19 protein-coding genes and 3 tRNA genes are annotated in these 20,952 nt (G+C 54.5%); 11 read left to right on the plus strand and 11 right to left on the minus strand.

Translation table 11 applies throughout. From position 1 onward, the window contains the following. Positions 1–11: 11 nt before the first annotated feature. The 8 genes from tssM to ACQE3Z_RS20120 form a co-directional block, all read right to left on the minus strand. The gene (gene tssM, locus ACQE3Z_RS20085) at positions 12–3,635 is read right to left on the minus strand and encodes a type VI secretion system membrane subunit TssM (RefSeq protein ID WP_426975143.1); all 3,624 of its coding nucleotides are present in this window, start codon (positions 3,633–3,635) and stop codon (positions 12–14) included. Positions 3,636–3,638: 3 nt separating this feature from the next. After that, entirely contained in the window at positions 3,639–4,877 is a 1,239-nt protein-coding gene (locus ACQE3Z_RS20090; protein WP_426975144.1) for a DotU family type VI secretion system protein, read from the minus strand. Between the two features lie 21 nt (positions 4,878–4,898). Beyond that, a complete protein-coding gene (tssK, locus tag ACQE3Z_RS20095) occupies positions 4,899–6,242 on the minus strand; it encodes a type VI secretion system baseplate subunit TssK (protein ID WP_426975145.1) in 1,344 nt (447 codons plus the stop codon). A 12-nt stretch (positions 6,243–6,254) separates the two neighbouring features. Continuing rightward, on the minus strand, positions 6,255–6,779 hold the full coding sequence (gene tssJ / locus ACQE3Z_RS20100) for a type VI secretion system lipoprotein TssJ (RefSeq protein ID WP_426975146.1): 525 nt from the start codon (positions 6,777–6,779) through the stop codon (positions 6,255–6,257). 23 nt (positions 6,780–6,802) lie between these two features. Further along, positions 6,803–7,309, minus strand: coding sequence for an SH3 domain-containing protein (locus ACQE3Z_RS20105; RefSeq protein ID WP_426975147.1), 507 nt, complete (start codon positions 7,307–7,309; stop codon positions 6,803–6,805). A 921-nt stretch (positions 7,310–8,230) separates the two neighbouring features. Beyond that, complete coding sequence (yjjG, locus tag ACQE3Z_RS20110; RefSeq protein ID WP_426975148.1) at positions 8,231–8,911, minus strand: pyrimidine 5'-nucleotidase; 681 nt, start codon at positions 8,909–8,911, stop codon at positions 8,231–8,233. 47 nt (positions 8,912–8,958) lie between these two features. Beyond that, positions 8,959–9,399, minus strand: a complete 441-nt coding sequence (rimI, locus tag ACQE3Z_RS20115; protein ID WP_426975149.1) for a ribosomal protein S18-alanine N-acetyltransferase — start codon at positions 9,397–9,399, stop codon at positions 8,959–8,961. Continuing rightward, a complete protein-coding gene (locus tag ACQE3Z_RS20120) occupies positions 9,368–9,781 on the minus strand; it encodes a DNA polymerase III subunit psi (protein ID WP_426975150.1) in 414 nt (137 codons plus the stop codon). Before ACQE3Z_RS20120 ends, rimI begins: the two co-directional genes overlap by 32 nt. 107 nt (positions 9,782–9,888) lie before the next feature. On the opposite strand from ACQE3Z_RS20120, the gene rsmC reads away from it, so the two are divergent. From rsmC to ACQE3Z_RS20140, 4 genes are all read left to right on the plus strand, one after another. Beyond that, on the plus strand, positions 9,889–10,941 hold the full coding sequence (gene rsmC / locus ACQE3Z_RS20125) for a 16S rRNA (guanine(1207)-N(2))-methyltransferase RsmC (RefSeq protein ID WP_426975151.1): 1,053 nt from the start codon (positions 9,889–9,891) through the stop codon (positions 10,939–10,941). Between the two features lie 132 nt (positions 10,942–11,073). Beyond that, a tRNA-Leu gene (locus tag ACQE3Z_RS20130) sits at positions 11,074–11,160 on the plus strand. A gap of 34 nt (positions 11,161–11,194) precedes the next feature. Continuing rightward, positions 11,195–11,281 (plus strand) — tRNA-Leu (locus ACQE3Z_RS20135). Positions 11,282–11,308: 27 nt separating this feature from the next. After that, positions 11,309–11,395: transfer RNA gene (locus tag ACQE3Z_RS20140), tRNA-Leu, on the plus strand. Between the two features lie 196 nt (positions 11,396–11,591). Here ACQE3Z_RS20140 and ACQE3Z_RS20145 read toward each other — a convergent pair. Next, a complete protein-coding gene (locus tag ACQE3Z_RS20145; protein WP_426975152.1) occupies positions 11,592–11,876 on the minus strand; it encodes a DUF1435 domain-containing protein in 285 nt (94 codons plus the stop codon). Between the two features lie 239 nt (positions 11,877–12,115). On the opposite strand from ACQE3Z_RS20145, the gene ACQE3Z_RS20150 reads away from it, so the two are divergent. The 6 genes from ACQE3Z_RS20150 to ACQE3Z_RS20175 all read left to right on the plus strand — a co-directional run bounded on the left by ACQE3Z_RS20150 (position 12,116) and on the right by ACQE3Z_RS20175 (position 17,785). Beyond that, the gene (locus tag ACQE3Z_RS20150; protein WP_426975154.1) at positions 12,116–13,204 is read left to right on the plus strand and encodes a diguanylate cyclase domain-containing protein; all 1,089 of its coding nucleotides are present in this window, start codon (positions 12,116–12,118) and stop codon (positions 13,202–13,204) included. A 385-nt stretch (positions 13,205–13,589) separates the two neighbouring features. Continuing rightward, positions 13,590–14,384, plus strand: a complete 795-nt coding sequence (gene fhuF, locus ACQE3Z_RS20155) for a siderophore-iron reductase FhuF (protein ID WP_426975155.1) — start codon at positions 13,590–13,592, stop codon at positions 14,382–14,384. 126 nt (positions 14,385–14,510) lie between these two features. Further along, positions 14,511–14,987, plus strand: a complete 477-nt coding sequence (locus ACQE3Z_RS20160) for a YbaK/EbsC family protein (protein ID WP_426975156.1) — start codon at positions 14,511–14,513, stop codon at positions 14,985–14,987. 62 nt (positions 14,988–15,049) lie between these two features. After that, positions 15,050–15,583: a DUF2946 family protein gene (locus ACQE3Z_RS20165; RefSeq protein ID WP_426975157.1), complete on the plus strand. Its 534-nt coding sequence runs from the start codon at positions 15,050–15,052 to the stop codon at positions 15,581–15,583. 44 nt (positions 15,584–15,627) lie between these two features. Next, positions 15,628–17,034: a PepSY-associated TM helix domain-containing protein gene (locus tag ACQE3Z_RS20170; RefSeq protein ID WP_426975158.1), complete on the plus strand. Its 1,407-nt coding sequence runs from the start codon at positions 15,628–15,630 to the stop codon at positions 17,032–17,034. Between the two features lie 196 nt (positions 17,035–17,230). Next, complete coding sequence (locus ACQE3Z_RS20175; RefSeq protein WP_426975159.1) at positions 17,231–17,785, plus strand: histidine phosphatase family protein; 555 nt, start codon at positions 17,231–17,233, stop codon at positions 17,783–17,785. Between the two features lie 60 nt (positions 17,786–17,845). Here ACQE3Z_RS20175 and ACQE3Z_RS20180 read toward each other — a convergent pair whose 3' ends face one another. Both ACQE3Z_RS20180 and ACQE3Z_RS20185 read right to left on the minus strand, forming a co-directional pair. Continuing rightward, positions 17,846–19,390: a methyl-accepting chemotaxis protein gene (locus ACQE3Z_RS20180; RefSeq protein ID WP_426975160.1), complete on the minus strand. Its 1,545-nt coding sequence runs from the start codon at positions 19,388–19,390 to the stop codon at positions 17,846–17,848. A gap of 124 nt (positions 19,391–19,514) precedes the next feature. Beyond that, a complete protein-coding gene (locus ACQE3Z_RS20185; RefSeq protein WP_250652663.1) occupies positions 19,515–20,447 on the minus strand; it encodes a LysR family transcriptional regulator in 933 nt (310 codons plus the stop codon). A 100-nt stretch (positions 20,448–20,547) separates the two neighbouring features. On the opposite strand from ACQE3Z_RS20185, the gene ACQE3Z_RS20190 reads away from it, so the two are divergent. After that, positions 20,548–20,937, plus strand: a complete 390-nt coding sequence (locus tag ACQE3Z_RS20190) for a tautomerase family protein (protein WP_426975161.1) — start codon at positions 20,548–20,550, stop codon at positions 20,935–20,937. Positions 20,938–20,952: the final 15 nt, after the last annotated feature.

Raw genomic sequence — 20,952 nt, forward strand, 5'->3', positions numbered from 1 at the left:
TTTCCTTGCGGTTATGGGCATGCGAAACCAGGAAGCTGGAACGGGTTCCGAATACTGTTCGGGGTAAATTCCAGGGTTATGCGGTGTCCATCGATATTGAAGGTTGCCTGACGGCTAAGGCTGTTGCTGCCCGAGGTCAGCTGCGCACGATCGAAAAAGCGGTTCAGCGCCCAGGCGCCGTTGGTAACCAGCGTAGAGGTAGTGCCATCCACCAGCCCCAGTTGCATACGCACCTGACGCGTGCCGCCGTTACCGGGCCAGCTCATCAACTGCACCGCCTGCGGGCCGTGGCTGTAACGCAACAGCTGTCCGTCAACATCCAGCGTCAGGTTGAGAATGTTGTTATCCATACGCACCGTGCGGATGGTGACGCGGAACGAAGGCGAAGTGGCGCCGTTGGCAAAGAAGGCGTCACGAATGCTCTGCGCCTGCTGGAAAGGACGCAGTAACCCTTCGCCACCCGGCAGGCTTTTACCATCAATGCCCGGCATAAAACGCCAGCTTGCATGCGTGGTATCCACTTTCGTCGCCAGATTATCGCGGAAGAAGCTATCCATAAGCCCGGTGCCTGGAGCAAACATGCGTGCCAAATCGTCCGGTGTGACTTCACTTCGGGCCGAACGCACCAAAGGGTAACGACCGGCTATCGCCTGGCGGCAGAAGCTGCCGACCTCAACGTTAATGCGCTTGCGTACGTTTTCCATATCACGCCGCTGCGCATCACTGCTGGCACCCACGGCCATGTTGGTAAACATATTTTGCAGCGATCCCGGTAATCTGCCGGCGCTCGCCTGCAAACGGCTGATCGCGTCACCCGGCGGTGGCGGCATTCCGCTATTGGCCGCATCCTGTACCGCCGTTAAATAGCGATAAAGCTCGTCGATCTGTTTGAGGAAATCATCAAAGACGATGGTTTTTCCGCCCTGCTCCAGCGGCTGAGCCAGTTCGATAATCGGCGCGTAATGTTCAGTCACGCGCTGTTCTGGCGTCTGCTGCTGGGTCGCGGCTCCCTGAGCGGGCTGGCGAGAGCGGAACAGCGCCTCCAGCGTGCGGGTCGCGCTATTGCCTTTTTCGTCCGCCTGCTGCGGATCTTTTTCCGCTGGCAGACGCTCCAGCATCAGCATGTGGCTGAGGTTAATAACCAGCTTACGTAACGGCGAACTGTTGCTGGAAAGCAGGCGCGCACTGTTAATGCGCTGCGACAGATCGGCACTATTGTTCAACTGAATATCGGTTAGCAGATTATCCCAGTGACGGATAAAATCGCTCATATAGAGCTGACGCACGGCGTTATCGGTTTGTGCTTTGTCCTCATCCGCCACCGCACCGCCTAATACCCACGCATCATCCTGATGCAATGCCGCTGTTACCGCCGCAATATTTTTATCGAAGTTGTTCCAGTAACCTTGCGGCGTATAAAGGCCGGGAATGCCTTCGCTAATCGCTTTGCCGCTTTTGCGAGTAAACACTAACTCACTTTGCGGCCCGCCCAGGTCGGCAAGTGAAACCGACGACAGATTTTCATCCTGTTCCAGCAGACGTCTGAGGCGGCCATAAACCCGGCCAGACAAGGGCATCTGATTAATCAGCGCCTGCTCGCGCTTTACCAGCGCCTCATCCCGGGCATAAGGCGAGGCCTGAATCTGCGTTTCCAGCAGCTGCGCCAGATGTCGATCCAGCTGAGCGATCTGCGTCTGAGTAATGTTTTGTGGCAGGTTGCGCCGCACGTTCAGCATGACCCAGGCATGCAAAAATTTACCATCGTAGTGCTGCGGCTGATAAAGCATCTGATACGCTTTTAACGCTTCATAGCTGTAGTCCGCATCGCTGCCATTATCGTTGCGTAACCAGCTGGTAATCAGTTGGGCGACCTGTGGCAACAGCAGCTGCTTTAACGATTTTTGATAAAGCGTCTGGCTGGCATCACTGACCTCGACGCCGCGATAAAGCCCCATGCGACGCGTTATCGGTGGATCGTTAAGATCAAACGCCTGGCTTTCCGGCAGCGCCAGCACGCTGTCCAGAAACGGCAACAGAGCAAACAGATCGCTTTCGCCACTGGCCTGCAGATTTTTGCTCTGCGCTTCGACGGTTGGCACTTTCGCCTGCACTTCCTGCAGATAGCTTTTATTGTTGCCGTAGCTGGTGAACCATAGCAGCGAAACCACAATCAACAGCGCCAGCAGAGCAGCGTAGCCTGACCACAGCACGGCGCGGTTGCGCAACTCCCACCAGCGGTTGCTGCCGGCCAGCCCCGCCTCCTGAAAGATTACGTTGGTCAGCAAATCCTTCAGGAAGAAGCTCTGTCCTTTGGCTGCCGGAATCGGCGCCTCTTTCTGTACGCTATTCCAGGCCCCGCTGTTACCGCCCTGCTCATCCACCTGCGGCAGATGCAGCGCGCGGCTCAGCTCGCCCATCACGCGATCGAAAGGCAAGCCTTCCTGCGTGCCGCTGGCAAAATAGATGCCGCGTGGCGAAAACTGGGTTTCAAAATTGGATCGGGCGAACACTGTGTTGAGATAGTCAGCCAACAGCGGACGCAGTGCAGCAAACTCCTGCGGGAAAAGATAACTTTCTGCGCGCGCCTGAGCGTCGCTTTCCATAATCAGCGTATCCGCCAGACCTGCGTCAAGGCGCTGTTGCAGCAGCGCATACTCCTGCGTAAAAGCGCTGGCTAAATCAAAGTCGGCCTGCTTTGCGCGCTCCCAGGGAAAGGTAAAGCCCCAGATTTGCTCGCGCTGCGCTTTGTCCAGCTTAGAAAACCAGGCACGGAATCCTTTTAACAGATCCGCTTTGGTCACCAGCACGTAGACCGGAAAGCGAATGCCCAGTTGTTCATGTAGCTCCATCAGGCGCTGGCGCAAATTGATCGCCTGCTGCTGTGAAGCCTCTGCCGACTGAGTTAACAGATCGGAAACGCTAATGGTGACAATCACGCCGTTAATCGGCTGACGACCACGATACTTGCGCAGCAGATCGACAAATTTTTGCCATTCGCTGGCATCCTGCGCCTGCTGGCTCTCCTGCATGGTGTAACGACCAGCGGTATCCAGCAGCACCGCCTCATTAGTAAACCACCAGTCGCAGTTGCGGGTGCCGCCAATGCCGCGCAGCGCCGTTTTGCCGAAGCGATCCGCCAGCGGAAACTGCAGCCCGGAATTCACCAGCGCGGTGGTTTTACCGGCGCCGGGCGCACCGATAATCACATACCAGGGAAGCTGATAAAGATACTGGCGGCTAAAGCGCTGCGCCCAGAACGGATTGCCACGGCCTGCGCGATTGAAGTGCGCTTTTTTTAATAGCTGAGAAGCCTCATCAAAGCGCTCGGCCAGTACCTGCTCTTCATTGGTCAGCCGTTTGCGATCGCTGCCGTCAGGCTGCTCGCTGCTGCTCAGGCTGCCCATCAGCTTGCGGTTGATCCAGGCGTTATACAGGCGTGGCGCCAGGTTGCTGATACCCCACACTACATAGAGCAGGCCAATACTGATAAGACGATTCTGCTCTGACTCCAGCGGGCGTGAATCCACAATGGAAAAAACCGGCCCGATCACCCAGATAATAAAAGAGAGCGCGGTAATGCCGACAAAGCCCCACATCAACCGGCTGGTTATAATGGAAAACAAAATATTCAGCATCTGTTAGTTCCCTTGCTGCAGTCCATTCAGCTCCGCCCGCGTGTTGTCTGGCGAAACTAACAGGATGATCTCCACCCGGCGATTTCGGGCGCGGTTCTCAGCCGTGGTATTTGGCACCAGCGGATTGGTTTCGCCCCGCCCTTCTGCCCTGGCGCGCGCCGGTTGCGACAGATGCTTTTGCAGCATCTCCTGCACCGACTGCGCACGCGCCAGTGACAGCTCATAGTTAGAGGCAAAACGTGCGCTGCGAATCGGTACGTTGTCGCTGTAGCCAATGACCAGAATTTTCCCGCTGACGTTATCCATCGCCTGCGCCACACGGTCGATCACCGCTTCATAACGATCACGCACCGCAGTAGATCCAGAAGCGAACAGGCCATCGCCTTTCAGCGTGACGACGCTTTGATCCGCCTCGTCACGTACAGCTACCAGACCCTGTTCGATTTCAGGACGCAGGAAGGCGCGCAGATTAAGCACCGCAGGCGCGCGCGGCGCAGGATTATGAATCGTGACTTCCGGCAGCGGCGTTTGATACACCGAGGCCAGCACCGGGCTGGTGTAATCGCCCAGCCGCCAGTTGAGAATGATATAGAGCAAACAGGCGATAAAACCGGCAAGCGCCGCGCAGGCCCAAAGCGGCACCACCGGACGCCACATTTTGCGCATCACCGGGCGATCTTCCGGATGCGGCGACAGGGGCGCCGGGTAGCCGCCGCGCACGCCACGAATCATCTGCAGCAGACGCTGTTTGATGGTCTCGAGCTGTGAACGGCCATTATCCAGCACGCGGTAACGCCCTTCAAAACCCAGCAACAAGCAGTAGTTAATCAGCTCCAGCAGGTAGATATGCTCACGCGGGTTTTGCGACAGCTTCGCCAGTAGCTGAAAAAATTTCTCGCCGCCCCAGGTTTCGTTATGAAAGGTGACCAGCAAACCGTTGCCGGGCCAGACGCCACGACTTCCCCACGGCGTAAGCGCCGCCGCCTCGTCCAGCGCAGTACACAGGCAATAGCGCGCACCCACGATAACCTCATAGGGCAGCCCGGCGCGCTGGCTGTTTTTTTCAAAATGCCTGACCTGATCGATCAGTCGTTGACGCAGTGCGGCCGGATCGTCATGAGATACGGAATGGCGAATCTGGGGAATTGCATTAAGCAAAGGGTTCGCGGCGGCGACCAGCGGGTTATTGCTGTTCGCCCCGGAAAAAGCGGCATCGCTGCCGGTGAAATGTCGTTCCTGCATGGTGAGCGCTCATTATTCGTTTCAGACGGACTGGCTGCGAATAGCCCAGAACTCCATATCCAGGCCGGGAAACTCACCGGCCAGATGAAGCGCAAACGCGCCCGATCTTTCCATCTCTTTCCATAGTTCGCCGCCTTTCTCCAGCTCGAAGTAGCTGTAGCCGGCATGCCAGGGGATTTGCGGCGGCGCGGTCGGCATGGCGCGCAGCATCATACCCGGCAGCTGAAGCTGCACCAGATCGCGAATTTTCGTTACCGGCGCCACTTTCATTTGCGCCGGGAAGTGGGTTTGCAGCGCCTCGGCAGGCACATTGGCGCGTACCGCCAGTACAAAGCCGAATTCGCGCACCATAGAGGATTCCGGCACCGTTGCCACATTCAGGCCGTGAGAGCGCTCGGTCAGCGGTAGCTGAATCGCGCTCTCTTCCATTACCAGCGACAGCCCCTGACGCAGCATCAGCATCAGTTTGCTAAAGCTGCGGGCAATATCGTCGTGATCGTAGACAGGCAGAGAAACATCCGGCGCTCGCTGTGGCGTCCAGCTTGCCAGCTCGCAGGCAAATGCCAGCCAGTGGCCGAACAGCTGTTCCGGATGCAGCAACGGTAAATTTTTCAGATGGGAGACCAAACCAAGATGATGATTCACTAACGCCAGCAGCATGAAATCGACCATTTCTGCGGTATTAAACCGCCCCGTCTGCTGCAAACGCTGGCCGATTTGCTGGCTGCGCTGCGCCAGCAGTCCATGCATATCATTCAAATAATCAAACAGCTGGGGATGGTTAATCGCATTAAGCATCGGAGGGATAAAGCCGGTGTCGAGCCGTAGCTGACGGTCGCTGCGCTTTTCAATCACGCGCGCCACGCCAATCGCCGTCCATTCCGCCGTCAGCTCGCTTTCCAGCATCAGTTTCAGGCGTAGCTTGCCGAACTGCACCGCCGCCGGGCCAACGGAAATAGCGTTAAAGTCATCGACTTCTCGTTCGAAGCTGAGATAGCGCGCCAGCGAATCCGCCGCCTCGCTAAAGATGACGTCTTCACGTCCACCGCGCCGCGCCGGTAAGGCCAGCACAACTTTGACATTGGTTTGGTTATCCGCAATCTCCAGCGGCGCGGGAGCCTGGCGCGGATCCAGAAAGGAAAAATGCGTACCGTCCGGCAGTAGGCCGCTGGCAGCACTCAAGGCAATTTTTCCCTGACGTAGCATCGCCTCGTCAAACTCCAGATCGGTAAAGCCCCACAGATAAGGTCGCTGTGTGGCTCCCCAGTCGCGCAGGGTGCTTTGCAGGTAGCTTTCCGACTGCTGAAAGTGATGCGGGCGCAGGAACATGCCTTCGCTCCAGACCACCTTTTCTGCTTTGTTCATAATGGCTTTCCGTTATTCAGGCGTTGACTCTGCTTTGCTCGCAAGATGTACGCCGCTATCGTCAGCAACGATCCTGGCCTGCAACGCATCCGCTTCCCTGTACCAGCCGTTGGTTGGCTCGCTCTCGTCCGCATTGGGCAGCGGCAGAGAAAGACGCCATTTTTTACCATTAAGCGACTGATACTCGGCCATAACGCCGATATAGCGGGCATCCGCTGTACGTTGACCGCTAAGGGTTTTATTAAGTTGACCTGGCAACAGGAAAAACTGCTCGCTAGTGAGCAGATTGCTACCCAGCACGGTTTGCGCGCTATTTTGCAGCGAATAAAAATCCGCAGACATAAAGTCGGCATCCGATTTCAATAACAGCACTCTGAACTTCAGCGGTGCCGAGTTATTGACGGGTGGGTGCGCCTGAAATAACAGACTGTAACGGGAGGGATCGTTGTGTGTAGATGACATACAGCCTGTCAGCAAGGTAAGCGCCGCCAGGAAAAGCGCCTGAATACTCAGGCGCAAAAAAGAACGTGGTTTCATAATGGGTTACCCATTAGAAATGATTAATCGATAATCCAGGTACCGCTGTTGCTGTTCTGGCAGGCTTTACTGTCGCCATCAACTGCAACGCAGGTTTTCTTCTTGCTGGCAGAGGTAGCGCGCACGCGCTTACGGCGCTGGTCAGCCTTGATGGTGTCATTGTACAGCTCGCTTTTCACCACGGCGCGCAGCGGCACATAGCCGATCAGCTGCTCCTGATCTTTTTCTGCAATCGCGTACCAGTTGTTTTCCACGCTGCCCAGCACGGTATAAGGCTGCGCATTTTCCAGCTGACGCACCAGCTTGCCGCCGAAGTCGGGACGGCTCATCACTGAAGCGTCATACAACGCGCGATACTCTTCATTAATCGGCGTAAAAGTTTTTGGCGGGGTGATCGCATGGCGATAGGTCAACGTAACGCCATCAACGGTGCTGGACACAATTGTGTCGTCCGTGACAGGCGGTGGCGACTTACAACCCGCAACGCTTAATACAAAAAGCAGACCTAATGCGATTCGAATTTTCACCATGATCCTCATGAAGTTATCTCAAGTAATTAACAAAACGGGAATAAGCCGCCAACTATAAACAGCGTTGCCCATCCGGAAGCAGAAAAAAAGCATAGCTATGGCTGGCCGTGCCAGATAAAAGCACAGCAAATAAGATTATCAGCTCCGACAGAGCCAGAAGAAGAATTTATACGTTAATAGGACGATACATGCCTGTTACATCGCAACAAATCTCAGATTTGAGCCATGCACAAAGAAGATTGGTTACCGGAAACACGTTTTACGCTCCCTGTCGGTGAGGGTTTGATGAATATCCCTCAACCATTATGGCTGCTCCCTACTTGCATTCCTGGTATTCTCTGGTGAAAAGTTCTGACTGACCGTGCTAAAAGCGCGTGGTCATGCATGCATGTCTTCATGCTGCTGAAAATCTGCGGCCGATGTCAGATAAGAAGAAAAGTGTTTGAAATTCAGCCTTAAGCTGATACTGGATTCAGCCATTGCTACCGCACGAGGTTGCAAAGCAAACCCCGGGTCTGGTGTTTTTTTATGTTCAGGCTGTCCTGTTTCGCGCAAGTTTACATAGTCTTTGCGATAATTCAACGAGCGCGTAGCAAAGGGTTTTATATTAGTAAAGTTTAACCAACAAGATTAAGGTAAATTCTGATTATTCTTAGCACTTTCCATAGGAATATTCCTACAAAATATCAGAAAATTTGTACTCGCATCGCAAAAAAGGTCAAGAATGGCTAAAAAATGGTCATTTCTGTACAATTATTTTTTTCACCTCTGGACCTGATTTCTTCTATTTTGTTTCTAACAAACCGGTTTAAAATGCGATAATCAGTTATTAATATTGAGTTAACTCAAATCAGCAATAAAAAAAGCGACCCACAGGTCGCCTTAGTAGAATTTCAAACTAAAAAACGCTGGCATCAAAACTTAAGCAAATAAAATGGATTGCAGCTCCTGGAGCGAACTGACCTGCCAGTCAGGCGTAATCGCTGCGGGCTTTTCTCTGCCGTCCGCATTCAACCAGCAGGTCTTCAGGCCTGCATTAATGCCGCCTAAAATATCCGAATCAGGATTATCCCCGACCATCAGCACACGTTCAGGCGCGGGCCGCCCCATTTTTTCCAGCGCATAATCAAAAATCGCCGGATGCGGTTTGGCATGCCCTACCTGCTCGGAAATAACCAGCAGATCAAAGTAATCACGAAAACCAGTACGCTGGAGACGTACCTGCTGCAATGCGGTAAAGCCGTTGGTGATAATGCCCATCTTCACCTTGCCCTTTAGCGCATTGATTAGGTTTACCGCCCCTTCCAGCGGTACGCATACTTCCGCCATGGCGCTAAGAAAACCGCTGTTTAACGCGTCCGGCGTGACGTTCAGCTTTTCCGCCCAGCCGTTAAAGCGCTGATGCTGCAGTTGCAATGCGGTGATAGCGCCGTTTTGATACTCTACCCACAAGGGTTTATTCACCGACTGATATTCATGGTAATCATCGGTAGTAAAATCAACGTTGTAATCTTTAAACAGCCGTTGCAGGCCGGTAAAAGCGTCAAAGTGAAACAATGTGTCGTCAGCGTCAAAAAGGATCCAGTCCCAGTTTTGTAGCATAGCTTTCTCCTGTTACGGCACGTCAGGAACGCTGCGGCGACCGCCCTTTACAGGCTGAGCGCCATAATCAGAGCATCTTCCCGCCCGTGCGTTGCCGGATAATAGTTTCGGCGCACCGAAACTTCATTAAAGCCGGTCTGTTCATAAAGCGCGATAGCCGCATGGTTGGAAGCGCGAACCTCCAGCCACAGCGTGAAAATATCGCGCTGCTGCAGCTGTTCAATCAGATGATGCAGCAACGCTTTACCCAGCCCCTGACGTTGATAAGCGGGATCTACAGCGATATTAAATAATGTCGCTTCATCCAGTACCCATTGAGTAATGGCGAAAGCAGCCATCTGGCTCTCAACGTCAAGCCGGTAGTTCAGATAACGTTCGCCCTGATTGCTGGCAAAGGTCGCTTCCGTCCAGGGAAAAGCGTGGCTGCGCCGCTCAATAGCGAGCGCCTGCGGAAGGTCATGCGGAGTGAGTAAAGAAATCGACGTCATATTCACAAATCTGTCGCCAGAGGGCACGCTTCGCCTCGGCATCAAAATAGAGCGCCTCAAGCGGCGGCGTGGAAAGTTGTGGACCCTGCTGCGTAACCAGCGCTTCGGTTCCCAGCCGCCAGCTGGCGCAGGAGCGATCCTCAGGCAGCATAGCAAGCTGATCCGGCGTCACGCTGACAACCTGCTGTGGCGTAATCGCCAGCGCGCGCAGCACATCGCCCACCAAAGGATCCCCGGTTGTGGGAGGAATATCCGCCACGATCAGCAGGCGCGTCTCCGCCGGCAGCGTTATCGCAATCTCACCCTGTAACGCGCGCGGACGCCGCAGCTTATACTGCGTAATGCCCATTTGCTGTAGTAGCCAGTCACGTCTGGATGACATAGAAATTCCCGTTACGCCCTTATAATGCGCAGCTATGCTAGCAAACCCATCGAACATGCGCCAACAAACCACTATACTCTGCGCTCTGATTTATGAGGAGCTATCTGATGTCTGCTTTTACCCCGGCGAGTGAAGTGATCCTGCGCCACAGTGATGAATGGCAAGACCGCCGCGTGCTGTTTGCCGGCGATTTGCAGGATGACCTGCCTGCGCAGCTGGAAACCCAGCTGAGCCGCGTTCATACGCAATACTATCATCACTGGCAATCATTAAGCCGCAGCATGGGCGATCGTGCGCAGTTCGGCCTGGTAGCCACGGCGGAAGCGATAGCAGAGTGCGATACCCTGATCTATTACTGGCCGAAAAACAAGCCGGAAGCGCAGTTTCAGCTGCAAAACCTGCTATCGCTGCTGCCGCTGGAGAGCGATATTTTTGTTATCGGCGAAAACCGCAGCGGCGTTCGCAGCGCCGAGACTATGCTGGCCTCGTGGGCGGCGCTGAACAAAATCGACAGCGCGCGCCGTTGTGGTCTGTACCACGGTCGCCTGTCGCAACAGCCCACGTTTGATGCAGACAGTTTCTGGGATGAATATACGCTGGATGACTGCACCATTAAAACGTTGCCGGGCGTGTTCAGCCGTGACGGACTGGATGGCGGCAGCGCACTGCTGCTCTCTACCTTTACGCCGCATACCAAAGGAAAAGTGCTGGATATCGGCTGCGGTGCGGGCGTTCTGGCGACCTTGCTGGCGCGTCATTCTCCTAAGGTGCGCCTGTGGCTGACCGATGTGGATGCCGCCGCGCTGGCCGCCAGTAAAGCAACGCTGGCCGCCAACCAGATCGAAGGTGAGGTGTTTGCCAGCAACGTCTATTCTGATGTCACCGGCCGCTATGACATGATCATTTCCAACCCGCCGTTCCATGAGGGGATGCAAACCAGCCTTGACGCAGCGCGCACGCTGATTCGCGGTGCGGCTCAGCATCTTAACAGCGGCGGTGAGCTGCGTCTGGTGGCGAACGCCTTCCTGCCCTATCCACAGGTGCTGGACGAAACCTTTGGTCATCATGAAGTGCTGGCGCAAACGGGCCGATTCAAGGTCTATCGCGCCGTCTGGGGACGCGATGCCCGCGCGATTAAGGCAGCTAACCGCGACAAATAAGTGCTTATTTCCCGGGGCGCTGCTGTTTTTTACAGCGATCGCAACGCCGCTAATAAATATCTGTTGACGTCCCCGGGAAAAATCTCCAGAATTCGCCTCCGTGGTTGCAGTGCTGCAAAGCATTGCCGGAATGCGAAGGTGGCGGAATTGGTAGACGCGCTAGCTTCAGGTGTTAGTGTCCTAACGGACGTGAGGGTTCAAGTCCCTCTCTTCGCACCAAAAACCACGAAAATTCATATCGCACAGCATCTGCGCGAAGGTGGCGGAATTGGTAGACGCGCTAGCTTCAGGTGTTAGTGTCTTAACGGACGTGAGGGTTCAAGTCCCTCTCTTCGCACCAAATGCGGTGATATGAAGACAATGTTATGCGAAGGTGGCGGAATTGGTAGACGCGCTAGCTTCAGGTGTTAGTGTCTTAACGGACGTGAGGGTTCAAGTCCCTCTCTTCGCACCAATATTGTCACTCTCTGGTTATCACCTCTGTTGCCTTCCCCAGGCCTTACGCCTTCGCTATCAGCGCAACTTATCTTCCCTGTTTTTACTCCCTGAAAGATTGCCTTTCGTTTTCGCATAAATTTCTTATAAAAAGCTATACCACCGCGATGTTAAGCGTTGCCGGGCAGCCCTCCTTAACCACCTCTGTGCATTAACTATAGCCCACCTGCATTAACCGATACCGCAGCCAGCGCGCCGGCCAGAGCGATACAGGAAGGCAGCAGGATATAGCGGCGTAGCCGATGATGAAACAGCATGCCTGCCGTAATCAGCAGCGCCGCCAGCAGCAACCAGCGCCACTGACCAAATGAAAGATTCATCGATGCCACCAGCGGCATCAGCGCCCCGGGCAGAAGAACACTCCATGCGCTTCGCAACCGTTCCCCCATTACCCAGCTTACGCCCCACAATCCACAGGCTGCCATAATCGCCATCAGCATATCCGCCACCACCAAATGATAATGATTACCAGTATCATATGATAGCTTTTATCATTTTGCACTCTTCCTTTGTAGAATCTTTATACACGAAGATGACAGACCAGTTAGAAAGTGATAGATTGCCAGGATTGATCTGATTCCAGACACCAATAATAACTACTCAATACCCTTTCCAGAGTAAATTCATTTACTGTGGTAATGGCGCTTTGATATTTCAGGGCTGTCACGAGTGTATAAAAATGAAATTACAAACGTATGAAGAATTGCTGCACAGCAAATACCGCCTGTCGTTAATGCTTTATCTTTTTTTAAACATGGCAACATCACTTTTTTTTATGTTACCGATAAATAAAGGAGAAAATCTTTCATTCTCTTTGCCGGCAATGCTGATAGTTGTGCTGAGTTTATTGCAATTAGCCTTCTGGATCCTGAAACCTGAAAAAAAATGGCCGCTGTTATCTTTTACCGCTTTAATTATGGGCGGGCTCTGGTCATGGCTGATTGCGCATAAAAGCGAGCTGGTTTTTTATTTTGACGGTAGTTTTTTGCTGATTAGCCTGATGGCGGTTTTTTTTATCGGTACTATCTCCCTGAATGAACACCTGCTGGCGTTTTGCCTGCATATCGCGCCGCCTTCCCTCACCGTCATGCTGCTCGATCGCGGCCAGCATCCGCTGACGCTGCTGTTTACCATCACGCTACCGCTGCTCGGCTTTACGCTTCAGAGTTTGATGCAGCGTCGCAGCGACCATTTCACGCGACGCTTGCTGTTTCAACTGTATGAGGAGAAACAGACCTGGAGCGACCTGAGTATGCTTGATCCGCTTACCGGCCTTTATAACCGTCGCGGCCTGAAGAACCGACTGGAGAACCTTTTAGAGAACCAGACCGGCAGCCACTTCGTTATGCTGCTTGATATCGATAATTTTAAGTCCTACAACGATAACTATGGTCATGCAATGGGCGACCAGGCGCTGACGCGCGTTTCGGCAGCAATTCGTGATGCGGTACGCTCGCGGGATATCGTGACCCGTTATGGCGGTGAAGAGTTTCTGGTTCTGATGACCAATGTTAATGCTTCTATTGCTATGAAGCTGGCAGAGCGTATTCGCCAGTACGTGCTGGATCTGGAAATTCCCCATCGGTTTAACCATCGTGTATCCACACATGTCACCATTAGCGCCGGTATTGCCCCGATAATCGAAGAAGATTTTGAACAAGCAATGGCAAATGCCGATCGGGCTTTATATGTGGCAAAGAATCGCGGCAGAAATACTATTCTTTCCTGGGAAGAGCTTTGCGAAAAAAAGCTGATAACCGCCCGATAGTTCTAATTTAATGGTAAATTCATCATTTATTTGAGGGATTATTTAGCCATGATAAATAATCTCCCTTAATACAAATTAAAAATTAAAAAGCACTTATCCACTCAACCGCGCTAAATAAAAAATCAGTCAGCAACCAACAGAATGCAGGCACTTATTTTTACATTGGCATTTTTACATGCCGGTTGCGCATAGCGCAGAATGATTTTCTGCTTTTGCTAAAAACCTGACTTTTTATCTGGTTATATACGCCAGATCGCTGGAGACATCCTGTCGACAATACAGCGAAACCCCTACTTGCCACCTTATTCCTTCCTGGATACAATCAAGAACGATTATCATTTGTTTTCTTATCCCCATTTCGGTAGTGGATTACACAGGAAGCCCTATGGCCATCGTTACGCGTCAGGCTTATGAGTACGGTTCGTCTCCAGTGATCTTTATGCAGAGCGACAGTTCGCTGAGCGCTGCGCTGCATAGCCTGTTCAGCGAACACCGTTCCTGGTTCCTTGAGTTTATCACCCTGAATGACACCGCTCCTGGCGATACCCTTATCCAGCCGGAATGGTCACAAAGCGCCCACTTTAATCAGTTGCTGGCGCGCTATGGCGATGAGATCTATCGTGAGCATGCAGATATGCCGCGCGAGGCCAAGCCGCTGCAATCTCTCTGGGCGCAGTGGTATTTTGGCCTTATCGTGCCGCCGCTGATGCTGGCGCTGGTAATGGAAAAACGCGCGCTCGACTGCTCGCTGGAACATTTTCATCTGCAGTTCCATGAAAGCGGCCGTCCGGCAAAGTTCTGGATCGATGTGCATGAAGATGAAGATGCACGCTACCTGAACGCCCATCAACGTATCGATCGACTTATCCAGAAGCATTTGATCCCTGCGGTCCAGGGCATCGAACAGCATGGCGAAATCAACGCCAAACTTATCTGGAATAATACCGGTTATCTGATGCACTGGTTTTTAGGCGAGATGAAAAGCTGGGTAGATGACGCCACGCTGCTTACCCTGGAGCATGCGCTGTTTTTCTCACGCCATTTGCTGGACGGCAGCGATAATCCGCTTTACCGCACCGTCATTCCGCGTGACGGCGCAATGCAGCGTCGCAGCTGCTGTCAACGCTATCGCCTGCCCGCCGTAGAGCGCTGCGGCGATTGCACCCTGAAATCCGTTTGATTTTTCCCGCAGAGCAGGCGCGCTCTTTTCTGGTGCGGCGGCGCTTTACCGCCGCCTGACGTTTACAGATCCTCCCGGTTATGGCAGCTTTATCACCCCCGTTTTTATTGTGAAGAGCAACACAACATGAGCCTGGAGTCTGTACGGCACTACTTTGCCGAGCGAGCCCCTGAAATCGCCATCATTGAATTAAACCAGAGCACGGCAACCGTGGCTCTTGCTGCTAAAGCGCATGGCGTTGTGCCAGGACAGATTGCCAAGACCCTGTCGTTAAAAGTGAAGAATCAGGTCATCCTGATCGTGACCGGCGGCGACCTTCGTCTGGATAACCGCAAACTAAAAGAAACCCTGGGCACGAAAGCGCGCATGTTAACCACCGATGAGGTGCTGAACTGGACGGGGCATCCGCCCGGCGGCGTCTGCCCTTTTGGCCTTGAGCACCCTCTGCCGGTTTACTGCGATATTTCCCTGCGACGCTTTGCCGAAGTGCTGCCAGCGGCAGGATCGATTCATAGCGCAGTGCGGATTTCGCCAGAAAGAATGGCGGAGCTTACCGATGCCGTATGGGTGGATGTTTGCCAAAATGATCCGACTTCAGCTTAATTCGTTATTGCTGGGCGGATAATTCGCATACAATTACGCGGTTATTTTTTTCAGGATTTTTTGTGTCGCTGATCTCTTTCGCCATCGCCCGCAGCCGTTTCCCGGCATGGCTGGCGCTGCTGGCTATGCTGCTGCTGTTTGTCGCCCCGGTGATTTCAAAATCGCTGATGGCTCAACACGGCTATATTTCGCTGATGATGGCGCATATGTCAGCAATGGCGATGAGTGAGCCCACAGAGGCAGAAGACGCGAGCCATGACCAGGGCTGCGCGGCAGACAGTGCCAGGCAACAAAGCCCGCCAGTAGCGGAACATGTTCACCATCATGCGGCTACAGAGATCGCCGCGCTCCCCTCCTTCGCCGATGTTTCCCATCACCGGCATTATCATATGTCGATGATGGACGACAGCGCCTGTGGTTACTGCGTACTGTTAATCCATCTGCCGCTGGACTCCGTTCGCCTGCCGCAGCTCTGGACGCTACTGCAAGAGGCCATTCCAGCCGCTCCTCTCCAGCTACAACCTTTTGTTGCCAGCTGGATCCCGATCTGGTTCCGACCGCGCGGGCCGCCGGTTAGCGGGTATTCACTCGTTTAACCCAACGCCTTCTCTACAGCCCGCAATCGGGCAAAGGAACCATTATGTCGGAAAAAATCGTGCCGACGGCCTCGGCACAGATTGAAAAAACGCAGAATGCACAGGCATTCCTGCAGCTTATGCGTCGGTTACATTTCACCATCGGCCTGTTTATCGGACCCTTTATTTTTGTCGCTGCGCTCACCGGCACGCTCTATGTGTTGACGCCGCAGCTTGAAAATTATCTTTATGCGCAACAGCTAACGACCAATGCGCCAGGCCCTGCCCAGCCGCTGTCAAAACAGATCGATGCGGCGCTGCGTTATACCGGCAGCCAGGCGAAAATTGCCGCCGTGCGTCCGGCATCAAGCGATACGGAAACCACGCGCGTGATGTTCCGCTTCGCGGAGAGCGCGCCGTCAGAAACGCGGGCGATATTTATCGATCCCAAAACGCTGGCGGTACGTGGCGATCTCACCGTCTACGGCACCAGCGGGATTTTGCCGCTGCGTACTACCCTGGATTATCTTCACCGCAGCATGCTGCTGGGCGATCTGGGGCGTAACTATAGCGAATTAGCCGCCAGTTGGATGTGGGTGGCCGCGCTGGGCGGCACGCTGCTCTGGGCAGTACAGCGCACGCCGCGTCGCGTCAGAAAAGAAAGCGCCTCACGTACGCAGCGCCTGCTGCGGCTACGGAGCTGGCATAGCTTACTGGGCGTTGCACTGCTGATCGGGATGCTGTTTCTCTCTGCCACCGGCCTCACCTGGTCACGCTGGGCCGGTGATAATATCAATGTGCTGCGCGCGCATTATGGCTGGCTGACCCCGGCGGTAAATACGCAGCTTGATAGCAGCATGCCGCCGATGATGATGGATGAACATGCTGAGCATCATGGGCATATGATGCATCACACGCCGGATATGCCGTTAAGCGCCGCCCAGTTTGATGGCGTGCTGGCCGCCGCGCGCACCAGCGGTATTGATGCGGCGAAGCTGGAAATCCGTCCCTCTTATCAGGCCAACAAAGCATGGATTGTGGGTGAAATCGATCGTCGCTGGCCAACGCAGGTGGATGCCGTGGCAGTGGATCCCCATACCTGGCGCGTTACCGATAAAATTGAATTCGCGAATTTTGGCCTGCTGGCAAAGCTGACGCGCTGGGGCGTTGATGCGCATATGGGCATTTTGTTCGGCGTTGCGAATCAGCTGGTGCTGGCGCTGTTTGGTCTGGCGCTGTGCGTGCTGATTGTGCTCGGCTATCGTCTGTGGTGGCAGCGCCGTCCCGCGCAGCCGCAACAGCATCCGGCGGATACGCTGATTCAGGCCTGGCAGCGCATGAGCCTTAGCCTGCGCTTGTTGCTGGCGGTGGTGGTAACAGCGCTGGCCTTTAGCCTGCCGGTCATGGGCATCAGTCTGCTGCTGTTTCTATTGCTGGATGCCTGGCGCTGGTATCGCGCGCAGCGGGCGTAACGCGGTGGCAGGCTGGCGTGCGACCAGCCTGCTTTGCATGCTGCAACTCATCACGCCTAAGCTGAGGCTGCGATCCCTGAATGGCCTGGCGCAATGACAGTTTGATGACAGGAAAATTTTTGTAGAAATTATTAACGCAGCCTGGCGAATCACGTGTATTTCAGAGGCTTACAGGAATTAAACATCCAGAGAAACTATGCCGATTATTTTAATGCGTCACGGTAAACCGGGCGGCCTTTCACCTCAGCATCTTTCTGCTAAAGCGATGGCGCAATGGATCGCCAGTTATGACAGTGCGCTCATCAGCGATATGCCACCGCAGCGCTGTATCGACCTCGCCGCACAGGCAGAGATCATCGTTGCCAGTCCGCTGCCGCGTGCGTTGGGCTCGCTGGAGAAACTGGGCCTGCGCGCCACATACACTGACGCCATATTTCGGGAAGTTGCGCTGCCTGTGCTACCGCTGGCGACGCCCGCGCTTCCACCCACGCTGTGGCTCTCTCTGCTACGTCTGCTGTGGCTGTGCGGCTATTCCGGCTCGGTAGAATCCTTTCGCCATGCGCGTCAACGCGCGAGGCTGGCCGCCAGCCAGCTGATTAGCCTGAGCGAACAGGGTACTGTGCTGCTGGTGGGTCATGGAATTATGAATAAGCTGATTGCGCGCGAATTACGTCGGCAGGGCTGGCTGGCAGAAAAACATGCCAGCAGCCGCTACTGGAGCAGCGCGGTTTATCACCGCGGCTTTTTGTAAAGCCAGGACAAAGACATTCTGCCCTCTTCCCCCGGCAGGAAGTTTTAGCAGAACAGCGGCTTAACGAAATACATCGACCGCTTCCACCAGCCGATGCGCCTGATTTTTCATCCGCGCCGAGGCCTGCGCGCCCTCTTCTACCAGCGAAGCGTTGTGATGGGTAATGCGATCCAGCTCTTCTACCGCCTTGCCCACCTCGCTCAGGCCAGTGCCCTGCTCACGCGTGGCGGTGCTGATCTGTTGCAGCAGCTCCGTCACGTTCTGCACTTTTTCCACGATATCGGCAATGGTTTCACCGGCCTGATGCACCTGACCGGTGCCAGACGTGACTTTCAACGCGCTGGCAGCGATTAAATCACGAATTTCACTGGCGGCGCTGGCGCTACGTTTTGCCAGATTCCGGACTTCACCAGCCACTACCGCAAAGCCTTTGCCCTGCTCGCCGGCACGCGCTGCCTCAACCGCCGCGTTCAGTGCCAGAATATTGGTCTGGAAAGCGATGCTGTCAATCAGGCCGGTAATAGAAGCGATCTGCTGTGAACTTTGCGCGATTTCATCCATTGTGCCAACCACCTGCTTCATCACTTCGCCGCCCTGCACCGCCGCTTTGCTGGCGGTCATCGAATAATTATTCGCCTGCCCGGTACTTTCCGCATTGCTGTTAACCGTGGTGGTCATCTGATTCATGGTCGCAGCGGTCTGCTGCACGCTGGCTGCCGTCTGTTCGGTATGGCTGGCGATTTTTTCATTGCCCTGCGCCAGCTCATCGCTGGCCTGATGCACGCTCATGACCTGATCGCGCACATCTTTAACCAGCCAGCGAAACATCAGGCCCAGCTGCCCTACTGCCCGCAGCGTCATGCCCACTTCATCGACCCGGTCAAGATGATCAACCTGATGAGACGCGCCGGTCGCCACATCCAGCGCCTGCCTGCATACCCTTTCCAGCGGCCGGGAAATTTGCCATTCCAGCCAGCCGCAGGTGATAAAAGCCATCAGCAGCGCCAGACCGCTAAAGGCGGCAAGCGCGCCGCCCTGCAATCCGACGGTTATCGCGCTAAGCGTCATGCTCAGCCAGCAAAAGGCAACGCCGCTGCGAATACGCCAGCGCAGCGGCATCGTTTTCAGCCATGAAAGCGGACTCAATGCACCGCTACGCAGCAGCAGCCCGTGATGCAGCCGCCAGCCGCGCAGTTTACCGTGGCGCATCTGCTGATAAAGCGCCTCCGCCGCGGCCACTTCCTGCTCGTCTGGCTTGATACGCACTGACATATGGCCGGTAATTTTACCGTTACGGATCACCGGCACCACATTCGCCCGTACCCAGTAGTGGTCACCATTTTTACGACGGTTTTTCACCAGTCCGGTCCAGGGCAGCCCCTGCTTCAGCGTTGCCCACATATCGGCAAAAGCCGCTTTCGGCATATCGGGATGGCGCACAATATTATGCGGTTGCCCATGAATTTCATCGCGTTCATAACCGCTGACGTCAACAAAGTCCTGATTAGCATAGGTAATATAACTTTGCGCATCGGTGGTGGTCATGAGCGTGATGTCATCGTCAAGCTGCCATGCCTGTTGCGTAACGTGAGATTGGGTAGTCATAAGACAAGCCTTGTCCTGAATGTTGGAGGTCTAATTGTTTTTCGCAGGGAATTCATCGCACTCATCGGCAACCCCCTGTAAAACTTTAGAAAAGATGCACATTCAGTGTGGGCAACTGTGAAGCTTATCCCACCGTGCCCGTTTGAAAACGCTGCCGTAGCCACTGGCTCAGTTCGGTCACCGCGCGTGGCACCCGCGCCGCCCACGGACGTACGATCCAGACGTGGCGGGCAAACGCACCCTGGATATGCCACTGCGGCAATATCTGACGCAAACGGCCTTCCCCCAGCGCCTGACGTGCGCTGAAATCGGGCAGCATGGCGATTCCCAGACCATCCAGCGCCGCATCACGGATCGATTCGCTGTTATTGGTGGCAAACGGGCCGCTGACATTTACCACCATTTCCTGCTGTGGCTGTGCCGGATCGCTAAAGCGCCAGCGCGGCAGTTCAGTGCCGCGCGGGTAATAAAGGCAGTCATGCTGGCTCAGTTCCTGTGGATGCTGCGGCTCGCCGTGCGCCGCCAGCCAGGCGGGAGAGGCCACCAGCAAGGTCTGCGTTTCGCATAAAAGCTGGGCGACATGGGTTTCCGGCAGCGCATTGCTGTGGCGGATCGCCAGATCGAACCCTTCGCTGGCAAGCGATACCAGTCGATCGGTTACCTCAAGCTGAATGCGCAGCTGCGGATGCAGGCGCAAAAAGTCCCGAATATGCGGCTGAAGCTGCTGACGGGCGAAGGCTACCGGCGCGGTTATTCGTACCAGCCCGCGTAATGGGCCGCTGCTGTCGCGCACGGCGTAAAAACTCTGTTCAATTTCCGCAAAGGGGGCGCGTAGTTCCTGCACCAGTTTCTCACCCGCCTCGGTCAGTCGCACGCTGCGCGTGGTGCGCTGTACCAGCGGGACGCCCGCCAGCATCTCCAGCTGTTTAATTTTCTGGCTCATTGCCGCTTTGCTGACTTCAAGCCGCTCCGCCGCCCGGGTAAAGCTTCCCTGCTCTGCCAGCACCGTAAGCCAGTGCAAATGTAGCCAGAGTGCATCAGTTTTCGTATTCATCAGATTGTTCAAAATAGTAAACAATGCGTTCAACTATAGCGCTTTTTCTCCTTTAAAAGCGCGTGCAGGATAGGGATCCAACCACGCGATAACGGAGAAAAGCATGCCATTACTGCAATTTGATCTGATTGAAGGACGCTCTGAAGCTGAACTGAAAACCTTGCTGGATGCAGCGCATCGGGCAGTGCTGACCGCGTTTGGCGTACCGCCGCGCGATCGTTATCAGATTGTTCATGAAAACAAAAGATTTCAAATGGTCTTTGAAGATACCGGGCTTGGCCTGACGCGCAGCGACAACCTGGTGATGGTACGGGTCTATACCAGCCCGCGCAGCAGTGAACAAAAGCAGCATTTTATGGCCGAGCTGGCCCGCGAACTGGAAAGCAGCTGCGGCGTGCGCGGCAGCGATCTGATGATCAGCTTTATCACCAATGAAAAAGGCGACTGGAGCTTTGCCAACGGTGTCGCGCAATACCTGACCGGTGAGCTGTAACGATCAGGCAGGTTT

The organism is Pantoea sp. FN0307 (assembly GCF_050113815.1).
Taxonomy (GTDB): Bacteria; Pseudomonadota; Gammaproteobacteria; order Enterobacterales; family Enterobacteriaceae; genus Mixta; species Mixta alhagi.